Below are 3,344 nucleotides of genomic sequence, written 5' to 3' on the forward strand. Positions count from 1 at the left end.
CCGGCAACCTGTTGGGTGGCGCCCAGTCGGGCCACGTCGAGGGGGTCGGCTTCGACATGTACGTGCGCATGGTCGCCGACGCGGTGGCAGAGTACCGCGGTGAGCGGCCGGCCGAGAAGGTCGACGTCCGCCTGGAACTGTCCGTGGACGCCCACATCCCCGACGACTACGTCACGGGGGAGCGCCTGCGTCTGGAGGTCTACTCCAAGATCGCCGCAGTGACGACGCCCGAGCAGGAGGCGGACCTGCGCGAGGAGCTCACCGACCGCTACGGTCCGGTGCCCCGCGAGGTCGAGCTGCTGTTCTCCCTGGCGCGTCTGCGCGAGGTGGTGCGCGCCGCCGGGATCACCGAGATCGCCACCCAGGGCCGCTACCTGCGCATCGGCCCGGTGGAGCTGGCGGACTCCCAGGTGGTGCGCCTCAAGCGGCTCCACCACGGGTCGGTCATCAAGGCCGCGGTGCGCCAGGTGCTGGTCCCGGTGCCCCAGACCGCCCGCATCGGCGGCCAGCCGCTGACCGACGAGGCGCTCCTGGAGTGGGTGGAGACCCTGGTGACGAAGGTGCTGGTGCCCTTCTCGAAATGAGCGGGCACCGGCCGACGAGGGCGGCGCAGTCGCGGGACTGCAGGTCCCGGTGGGTGTGACGGTCCGGGGGGGCGACGGGGCCGGGGCGCGCGGTGTCCGTCCCGGACGGCGCGCCCCGCGCGCTGTCGTAGACTTGGGCGGTGGTCCGAGGGGGCCGCACCGAGGGAGGTCGCACGTGTTCCACACTCGCAAGGGCAGGGTCCTCGCAGGCCTGTCCTCACTCGCACTGGTCGCCGGACTCGGGGCCTGCTCGGCCCATCCGGGCGTCGCCCTCCAGGTGGGGACACCACCTACACGGAGGCCGACATCACCCAGTCGATCGACCAGTTCGACGAGATGTTCGGTCAGGAGCCGGGACGTTCGGAGTTCGTGGCCGCCCTCGCCAGTGCCCAGTACATCCAGGAGATGGCCAAGGACCACGACATCGTCGTCGACGACGCGACGGTGCAGTCCCAACTCGAGGCCGCCAAGCAGCAGCAGTCGATCACCGCGCTGCCCGACAACCTCAACCACGCCCTCGTCGACCTGTTGCGCATGCAGATCTCCGTCTCCGACCTGCAGTCCAAGGTGTCGGACACCAGCCAGCTCACCAAGGAGCTCTCCGAGAAGCAGTCGACGGCCGACGTGCGGCTCAACCCGCGCTACGGGCAGCTCGACTCCGCCAACCAGATCATCTCCTCGAAGTTCGGCGACGTCGTCTCGGCGGAGGCCGCGCAGTCCGGGGCGGACGGCTCCGGGAGCGGGGACGGTTCCGAGAGCGGCAACTGACCCCGGCGGCCGCCGTCGGCGGCACGCAGGTGTGACCGATCACTCCCCGGACGGGAGTGTGAGGAGCACCGAATGGGGACCATCGTCGCTGGGTCGGCGTGGCGGGAGGGCCCAGTTGCGTGGGCCGGGCTCAGGGACCTGCGTCTTGGGGTGCCCAACGGCGGCGCCCCGTACTACCGTTGACTGCGACAGCAGTCACGCAACCACATGAAGGAGAATGACGTGGCAAGGATTGAGGCAATCGGGGCTCGCGAGATCCTCGACTCCCGGGGCAACCCGACCGTCGAGGTCGAGGTCCTGCTCGAGGACGGCACCGTTTCGCGCGCATCCGTTCCCTCCGGAGCATCGACCGGCGCCTTCGAGGCCGTCGAGCGTCGTGACGGCGACAAGAACCGCTACCAGGGCAAGGGCGTCCAGGACGCCGTGGAGGCCGTGACCGAGGTCATCGCCCCCGAGCTCATCGACGAGGATGCCACCGAGCAGCGTCACATCGACGAGGCCATGATCGACCTCGATGGCACCGACAACAAGGGCAAGCTGGGCGCCAACGCGATCCTGGGCGTGTCCCTGGCGGTCGCCAAGGCCGCCGCGGAGTCGGCCGGACTCCCGCTCTACCGCTACCTGGGCGGCCCGAACGCCCACGTGCTGCCCGTCCCGATGATGAACATCCTCAACGGTGGGTCCCACGCGGACTCCAACGTCGACATCCAGGAGTTCATGATCGCCCCGATCGGTGCGCCGACCTTCCAGGAGGCGCTGCGCTGGGGTGCGGAGACCTACCACACCCTCAAGAGCGTCCTCAAGGAGCGCGGGCTCTCCACGGGTCTGGGTGACGAGGGTGGCTTCGCGCCGAACCTGGCCTCCAACGCCGAGGCGCTCGACCTCATCGTCGACGCCATCGAGAAGGCCGGCTACAAGCCCGGGCAGGACATCGCCCTGGCCCTGGACGTCGCCTCCTCGGAGTTCTTCAAGGACGGCCTGTACCAGTTCGAGGGCGAGGGTCGCACCACGGACTACATGGTCTCCTACTACGAGAAGCTCATCTCGGACTACCCGCTGGTCTCCATCGAGGACCCGCTGTCCGAGGACGAGTGGGACGCCTGGAAGTCGCTGACCTCCGAGATCGGCTCCCGCGTGCAGCTGGTGGGCGACGACCTGTTCGTCACCAACCCCGTCCGCCTGCGCAAGGGCATCGAGATGAGCGTCGCCAACGCGCTGCTCGTCAAGGTGAACCAGATCGGTTCGCTGACCGAGACCCTCGACGCCGTCGAGGAGGCCAACCGCAACGGCTACCGCACGATGACCTCGCACCGCTCCGGCGAGACCGAGGACACCACGATCGCCGACTTGGCCGTCGCCACCAACTCCGGCCAGATCAAGACCGGCGCCCCGGCCCGTTCCGAGCGCGTCGCCAAGTACAACCAGCTGCTGCGCATCGAGGAGGAGCTGGGCGACGCCGCCGTCTACGCCGGCCGTTCGTCCTTCCCCCGCACCCAGTTCTGAGCAGCACCACCCGGGGCTGACCCCCACCACGTCCCCCGCGAAGTCCGCTCTGTTCGGGGTGTGAGGTCCGCTCTGTCGACGGCATGAAGTCCGTCCTCCTTCGGGAGGGCGGACTTCTGTCCGTCCGGGGGACCGGGATGGCGGCGGGGTCGGGCGACGCGGCGGGCGCAGGTCCGCCCCGATCCGGGACGCCCTCCCCGTCGGGCTCCGCCGGACCTCACAGGACCGGTCGGGACATGCCGGGGCTCCTCGGCCGCCGGTCCGCGACGGCGCGGCACGATGGGAACATGTCCGACTCCCGATCAGCGCGCCCTGCGCGGCCCAGACCCTCCCGTCGCCCCCAGTCGGCGGCGGACGGCGGGACCGCCGACGCCGGCCGGGAGCGTCGTCGCGAGGCCAGGAGTGCGGCGCGCTCGAAGACCGCCTCCGGTGGGACGAATCCCTCGTCCCCGTCCCCGTCCCCGGCCGCGCCGGGCCCGGCACGGCAGG

At 70.4% G+C, this 3,344-nt stretch carries 4 protein-coding genes; 3 read left to right on the top strand and 1 reads right to left on the bottom strand.

What is annotated here, in order from left to right; translation table 11 throughout:
• From TA90_RS09485 to eno, 3 genes are all read left to right on the top strand, one after another.
• Positions 1-584, top strand: a 584-nt coding sequence (locus TA90_RS09485; protein ID WP_043535963.1) for a TRCF domain-containing protein, incomplete at its 5' end; no start/stop codon positions are given.
• A 336-nt stretch (positions 585-920) separates the two neighbouring features.
• Positions 921-1,352: a hypothetical protein gene (locus tag TA90_RS09490; RefSeq protein ID WP_043535964.1), complete on the top strand. Its 432-nt coding sequence runs from the start codon at positions 921-923 to the stop codon at positions 1,350-1,352.
• Positions 1,353-1,574: 222 nt separating this feature from the next.
• A complete protein-coding gene (gene eno / locus TA90_RS09495; protein WP_043535965.1) occupies positions 1,575-2,855 on the top strand; it encodes a phosphopyruvate hydratase in 1,281 nt (426 codons plus the stop codon).
• Positions 2,856-3,072: 217 nt separating this feature from the next.
• Here the strand turns inward: eno and TA90_RS15630 are convergent.
• A partial coding sequence (locus TA90_RS15630) for a hypothetical protein (RefSeq protein WP_222704610.1) occupies positions 3,073-3,344 on the bottom strand: 272 nt, incomplete at its 5' end.

Source organism: Actinomyces polynesiensis (assembly GCF_000820725.1).
In the GTDB taxonomy this organism is placed as follows: Bacteria; Actinomycetota; Actinomycetes; order Actinomycetales; family Actinomycetaceae; genus Pauljensenia; species Pauljensenia polynesiensis.